The sequence below is a fragment of the Kitasatospora sp. NPDC004240 genome (assembly GCF_053603215.1).
In genome coordinates this window covers 1-6,051 of the sequence record NZ_JBSGFD010000324.1, presented here as the reverse complement: position 1 = coordinate 6,051, position 6,051 = coordinate 1, and the positions used below count along the sequence as shown (strand labels likewise).

The 6,051-nt window shown below is 74.8% G+C and carries 5 protein-coding genes and 3 tRNA genes; 7 read left to right on the top strand and 1 reads right to left on the bottom strand.

All coding sequences use genetic code 11. The annotated features are described in order from the left end of the window. From ACWEQL_RS40265 to ACWEQL_RS40245, 5 genes are all read left to right on the top strand, one after another. Positions 1 to 1,361, top strand: a 1,361-nt coding sequence (locus ACWEQL_RS40265) for an LCP family protein (RefSeq protein ID WP_452156239.1), incomplete at its 5' end; no start/stop codon positions are given. Between the two features lie 268 nt (positions 1,362 to 1,629). After that, complete coding sequence (rsfS, locus tag ACWEQL_RS40260) at positions 1,630 to 2,103, top strand: ribosome silencing factor (RefSeq protein ID WP_452156243.1); 474 nt, start codon at positions 1,630 to 1,632, stop codon at positions 2,101 to 2,103. Beyond that, positions 2,100 to 2,747, top strand: coding sequence for a histidine phosphatase family protein (locus ACWEQL_RS40255; RefSeq protein ID WP_452156241.1), 648 nt, complete (start codon positions 2,100 to 2,102; stop codon positions 2,745 to 2,747). The genes rsfS and ACWEQL_RS40255 overlap by 4 nt, the downstream gene beginning before the upstream one ends. Before the next feature lie 230 nt (positions 2,748 to 2,977). Further along, positions 2,978 to 3,050 (top strand) — tRNA-Ala (locus tag ACWEQL_RS40250). 37 nt (positions 3,051 to 3,087) lie between these two features. Beyond that, positions 3,088 to 3,160, top strand: a tRNA-Ala gene (locus ACWEQL_RS40245). Positions 3,161 to 3,259: 99 nt separating this feature from the next. Here the strand turns inward: ACWEQL_RS40245 and ACWEQL_RS40240 are convergent. Next, the gene (locus ACWEQL_RS40240; RefSeq protein ID WP_452156237.1) at positions 3,260 to 4,183 is read right to left on the bottom strand and encodes a helix-turn-helix transcriptional regulator; all 924 of its coding nucleotides are present in this window, start codon (positions 4,181 to 4,183) and stop codon (positions 3,260 to 3,262) included. 101 nt (positions 4,184 to 4,284) lie between these two features. Here ACWEQL_RS40240 and ACWEQL_RS40235 point away from each other — a divergent pair, with 101 nt between their 5' ends. Further along, positions 4,285 to 5,730 (top strand): MFS transporter, encoded by a 1,446-nt coding sequence (locus tag ACWEQL_RS40235; RefSeq protein WP_452156235.1) that lies wholly within the window; start codon positions 4,285 to 4,287, stop codon positions 5,728 to 5,730. Positions 5,731 to 5,934: 204 nt separating this feature from the next. Then, positions 5,935 to 6,007: transfer RNA gene (locus ACWEQL_RS40230), tRNA-Ala, on the top strand. Positions 6,008 to 6,051: the final 44 nt, after the last annotated feature.

Sequence of the window (6,051 nt, the reverse complement as noted above, 5' to 3'; positions counted from 1 at the left end):
GCCCGCGCACGCCCCGGCCGGCCGCGGCCGAGCCGGCGCCCGCCCGGTCGGAGCCGTCCGAGCAGGTCGGCGGCAGCCGCGCCGCTCGCGCGGGGAGCCGTGCGCCCAAGGACGCCTACACCACGGGCGAGTTCACCTTCGTCGACGAGGAGGCGGAGGAGTCCGAGGACGTCATCGACTGGCTGAAGTTCGCGGAGTCCCGCACCGAGCGGCGCGACGAGCGGCGGCGCAAGCTGCGCAACCGCCTGGTCGGCGCCGCGGTGGCGCTGGTCATCGCGGCGGCCGGGGCCGGCGGCTACGTGTGGTTCACCAAGAAGGACGAGAAGACGGCGAGCGCGGCGGCCGGCGGGCGCGCGGTCAACGTGGTGCACCTGCGCGACCTGCAGGGCAAGGTGTCCACGGCGCTGCTGGTCAACGACGGCGCCGGGCACAAGGGCTCGGTGCTGCTGCTGCCGGACACGCTGAAGCTGCCCAGCCCGGGCGACCCGCCGCTCACCACCCTCGGCCAGGCGATGGACAGCATCGGTCCGTCCGCCACCCGGGACGGCCTGGCCACCGTGCTGGGCGCGCCGGTGGCCGGCACCTGGCGGCTGGACACCCCGTACCTGCGGCTGCTGGTCTCCCAGCTGGGCGGGGTCCGGGTGGACACCAACGCCGAGGTCCACGACGGCGGCAAGCCGGAGGGCAAGCTGCTGGCCCCGGCGGGCAAGAACACCCTGCTGAGCGGGCAGGCCGCGGTCGAGTACGCGACCTACCAGGCGGCCGGTGAGCCCCGGGACGCCCAGCTGGCCCGGTTCGGCCAGGTGATGGACGCGGTGGTGCGGACCACGCCGACCGAGTTCGCGGACGCCAAGGACGCCGTGCACCGGATGAACGCGGTGCTCGACCCCTCGCTGCCCGAGGACGCGCTGGCCGGCGTGCTGGCCCAGCTGGCGCAGCAGGCCAAGGACGGCCACCTGTCGACCTCGGCGCTGCCGGTCCGGCCGGACGGCACGCTGGACGACGCCACGGCGGGCAAGCAGGTCAAGGAGGTGCTGGGCGGCACCGTGAAGTCGGCCCAGGCCGGGGAGGGCGCGGCCCGCGTCTCGATCCAGGACGCCACCGGCAACGAGCAGGCGGCCGCCGCCGCCCAGGTGCAGGTGGTGAACGCGGGTCTGACCTTCGTCCCGGGCGGGGCGAAGAGCGCGCCGCAGGCGGCCACCGAGATCCGCTACACCGACGACGCCAGGCAGGCCGCGGCGAAGTCGCTGGCGCTCAGCCTCAACCTGCCGGAGACGGTGGTGAAGAAGGTCACCGACCCGCAGAACGCGGACCTGGTGGTCGTGCTCGGCAAGGACTACCAGCCGCCGAAGGCCCCGTGACGCGGGGCCGCGGGCCGGGCCCGGTCACGGGCCTGCCCGCGGCGGCCCGCCGGCCGGCTCCCGCGGTGCGCTCCTCGGCCCGGTCGCGGGCGCGCCCTCCGGCCCGGTCGAAGGGCTGATCGACGGCGTGGCCGACGGCGTACTCGGCGGCCCGGTCGGCGGTGGCTCCGGAAATCGGTTCCGGGGCCGCCACGGCGGCGTGAGATCCTGGAAGGCGACCTCGGCCCGCGCCGGGGCGCCGTCCAAGCCGCCGAGCCGGAAGTACACCGTGACCGTCACCGCCCACAGCCAGGAACTCATCACCGTCGCCGCCCAGGCGGCGGCCGACAAGCTGGCCCACAACATCATCGCGTTCGACGTCAGTGAGGTGCTGTCGATCACCGATGCCTTCCTGATCGCCTCCGCGAACAACGACCGCCAGGTCCGCTCGATCGCCGAGGAGATCGAGGACCAGCTGCGCGAGCGGCTGTCCATCAAGCCGGTGCGCCGCGAGGGCGAGCGCGAGGGCCGCTGGATCCTGCTCGACTACCTCGACATCGTGGTCCACGTGCAGCACTCCGAGGAGCGCTCCTTCTACTCGCTGGACCGCCTCTGGAAGGACTGCCCCGAGCTGCCGCTCCCCGAGGACGCGCTGGCCTCCCGCAACCGCCCCGAGGGCGCGCACACCGACGCGGCCGGCAACGCCGTCGCCCCGGCCGAGCAGGCCCCGGCCGACGACTTCGGCGCCGAGGACTACAGCTGAGCCGGACCGCGCGGGGCCCGCGCATCGTCTTCTGGCGGCACGGCCAGACCTCCTGGAACCTCGAATCGCGGTTCCAGGGCACCACGGACATCGAGCTGACCGGCCAGGGCGTGCTGCAGGCGCAGCGGGCCGCCCGGTTGCTCTCCGGGCTCCGGCCCGACCTGCTGATCTCCTCGGACCTCAAGCGCGCCAGGCGCACCGCCGAGGAGCTCGCCCGGGTCACCGGCCTGGACGTCCAGCACCACGAGGGCCTGCGGGAGACGTACGCGGGCGAGTGGCAGGGTCTGACCAACGCGGAGATCCGGGCCCGATTCCCCGAGGAGTACGCGGCCTGGGCGCAGGGCGAGCCGGTGCGACGGGGCGGCGGCGAGCTGTCCACGGAGGTCGCGGACCGCTCGGTGCCGGTGGTGCTGGCGGCGGTCGACAAGCTGCCGGAGAACGGCACCCTGGTCGTGGTCAGCCACGGCGGCACCATCCGCACCATGCTCGGGCGGCTGCTCGGGCTGGAGCCGGCGCTCTGGGAGTGCTTCGGCGGCCTGTCCAACTGCTGCTGGTCCGTGCTGGGTCGGGGGGCGCGCGGCTGGCGCCTGCTGGAGCACAACGCGGGCACCCTGCCGCAGCCGGTCATCGGCGACGACACCTGACCGGTCGGCGGACACCCGACCGGTCGCCCGGCCCTCCGGGGCGGGGCGCCGGCCGGTCGCGGGCGGGCCTCCGGCGCGCCGCGGGCCGGCCGCCGGGGAGGCCCGCCGGACGGGTCGCGGGGTGGCCGGCGGGGGCGGATTTCGCAGTTCCGGGCCTGACCGGTTAGAGTCTTCCTCGTTCGCACGGAGGGAACGCGGCCCGGAAGGGAAGCGGGAGATCCGGTGAGTGCGGGGCTGTAGCTCAGTTGGTAGAGCGCTTGCATGGCATGCAAGAGGTCCGGGGTTCAATTCCCCGTAGCTCCACTCCGCACCAGTGGTCCTCAGGGGCCGCGCGTGTCGCGGGGCTGTAGCTCAGTTGGTAGAGCGCTTGCATGGCATGCAAGAGGTCCGGGGTTCAATTCCCCGTAGCTCCACAGCGGACGAGAGGGCCGTCACCCACCGGGTGGCGGCCCTCTCGGCGTTCCGGCGTCCCTTCCCGTCCCGGTCCTGCGCTCTGCGGCCCGCGGCCGCCGTCAGCAGGTGTGGCAGCCCCGGCCCCCGCTCCCGGCCGGCAGCGCGGCCAGCCGCTCGACCCGCTCGCGGTCCTGCGGGCCCTGAGGGGTGTAGACGACCAGGTACGTCTCGGGCACCCCGAGCATCGTCAGGTACGCCGCGTTGAGCCGCAGCACCCCCACCACCGGGTGCTGGAACACCCGCAGCGAGGTCTCCGGCGGCGCCACCTCCTGCCGCGCCCACAGCTCGCGGAACTCCGCGCTGCGCTCCGAGAGCGCGCGGATGTGGCTCTCCCAGGCGGGCTCGCCGACGTGCCGGCCGTACGCGGAGCGCAGCACCGCCACCATCCGCGGCATCGCCTCCTCCCGGTTGAGGAACGGGTTGCAGCAGGTCGGCGTGGAGACCGTGCACCAGAGGCTGTTGAACCGGCCGTCCGGGGTGGTCGACCGGGTCGGGCCGAACAGCGCGTCGTACGGGCGGTTGCGCTGCAGCACGTCGAAGCGGGTGTTGGAGACCGCGGCCGGCAGCGGGGCGAGCGCGTCCAGGATGACCTGGGTGGACGGGTCGAGGATCGAGGTCGGCGGCTCCGCGTGCGCCCGGGTGGCGACCCCGGCCAGCCGGAAGAGGTGGTCGCGTTCGGTCCCGTCCAGCCGCAGCGCGCGGGCCACCGCGGCCAGCACCTGCCCGCTGGCGTTGATCGGCCGCCCCTGCTCCAGCCACGTGTACCAGGTCACCCCGACCCCGGCGAGCTGCGCGACCTCCTCCCGGCGCAGGCCGGGCGTACGGCGGCGCGGGCCGGGCGGCAGCCCGACATCCTGCGGGGTGACCCGGGCCCGGCAGGCCTTGAGGAAGCGGGCGAGCTCGGTGCGGCGGCGCTCCTGGCGGCCCGCCTCCGTGCTGACGGGTGCCGGGGCGGCCACGGCTGTTTCGTCCAGGACGGTCATGACCTCATCGTGCCGGACCTTCGGGGGCGGAAACAGGTGCTGCTGGTACCAGGATCGGCAGGCTCTAACCACTGGTATCCGGGCGGGTGGAGGCTGGGGGCATGACGGACCTTCAGATCCGACCGCCTGCGGTCACCCCACCCCCGGCCCGGGCCGCCCGGCCGGGCCTGATCCTCGCCCTCGTCCTCTGCGGCCAGTTCATGGCCGTGCTGGACACCTCCATCGTCAACGTCGCCGTCCCCAGCATCCGCACCGACCTGGGCGCCTCCGGTGCCGCGCTCCAGCTGGTGATCGCCGGCTACACCATCGCGTACGCGGTGCTCCTGATCACCGGTGCCCGGCTGGGGGCCCGGTTCGGCTTCAGCCGGCTCTTCCAGCTGGGCCTGGCCGTCTTCACCGCGGCCTCGCTGGCCTGCGGCCTCGCCCCGGCCACCGGCTGGCTGATCGGGTTCCGGGTGCTCCAGGGGGCCGGTTCGGCGCTGATGGTGCCCCAGGTGATGAGCCTGGTGCAGCGGACCTTCACCGGCGCGGCGCGGGTGCGGGCGCTCGGCCTGTACTCGGCGGTGCTGGCGGGCGGGCTCGCGGTCGGCCAGGTGCTCGGCGGGGTGCTGGTCAGCGCCGATCTGTTCGGGGCGGGCTGGCGGCCGGTGTTCCTGGTCAACCTGCCGATCGGGCTGGCCCTGCTGGCGGCCGGCGCGCGGTTGCTGCCGACGGTGCCCGGGGACCGCGACCGGGGCTTCGACCTGCCCGGGCTGGTCGTGCTGGTCACGGCGCTCGGACTGCTGGTGGTGCCGCTGGTGCTCGGCCACGAGCTGGGCTGGCCGGCCTGGGGCTGGGCGATGCTGGCCGGCAGCGCGGCGCTGTTCGCGCTGTTCGCGGTGGTCGAGCGGGGGATCGCCCGGCGCGGCGGGCAGCCGCTGATCTCCGGACGGGTGCTCGGCGCCCCCGGGCTGCGGCCGTCCGCCGGCGCGATATTCATGATCATGGCGGGCTTCGCCGGCCTGATGTTCTCCTTCGCCCTGCACCAGCAGGCCGGACTGGGCTCCAGCGCGCTGCGGGCCGGGCTGTACTCCGCCCCGATCGCGCTCGGCTTCGGTGTCTCCAGCCTGCACTGGCAGCGGCTGCCCGCCCGGCTGCACGGCTCGCTGCCGGTGCTCGGCACCGCCCTCCTGGCGCCCGGGTACCTGCTGCTGGGCGCCCTGCTCGGGGACGGCGCGGAGATCGGCGCCGGGCCGCTGGTGCTGATGGCCGTGCTCGGCCTGGCGGCCGGCTGCGCGTACGCGCCGCTGTTCGTCCGGGCGCTGGGTCAGGTCGCCCCCGCCGACGCGGCGGACGCCAGCGGGGTGATGGTGACGGTCGTCCAGCTCGGCCAGGTGGTCGGGGTCGCCCTGCTCGGCACGGTCTTCCTCGGCGAGGTGAGCCTCCCGGCGTCCGCCGCCGACTCGGGGCACGCGTTCCAGGTCGCGACCGTGGCCATCGCCGTCTGCATGGCGCTCTCCAGCCTCTTCGCGGCCCGGACCCGGCGGGCGGGCGGCGGGGCGGGCTGAGTGGCGGCGGGCTGAGCGGGCAGCGGGCTGAGCGGCGGCGGGCGGACTGCCCGCGGCCGGCCGGCTGAGCGGCTGGTGGATGGCCTGCGGGTGGCCTGCGGGTGGCCTGCGGGAACTGATTCGTGGAGCACCCCTTCGACCGTGTAAAGTAGTCGATGTCGCCGAGGGAAACCGAAGGAAACCTCCGGTGACGACGCAGGTCAAGGGGCTGTAGCTCAGTTGGTAGAGCGCTTGCATGGCATGCAAGAGGTCCGGGGTTCAATTCCCCGTAGCTCCACAGAAGTCGAGGGGCCGGGCCCCGACGGGGAGGCGGCGGCCGCG

Excerpts from the sequence above, each read along its gene's own strand:
- ACWEQL_RS40235 (WP_452156235.1), top strand. The coding sequence starts at position 4,285 with ATGACGGACCTTCAGATCCGACCGCCTGCGGTCACCCCACCCCCGGCC.
- ACWEQL_RS40240 (WP_452156237.1), bottom strand. The coding sequence starts at position 4,183 with ATGACCGTCCTGGACGAAACAGCCGTGGCCGCCCCGGCACCCGTCAGC.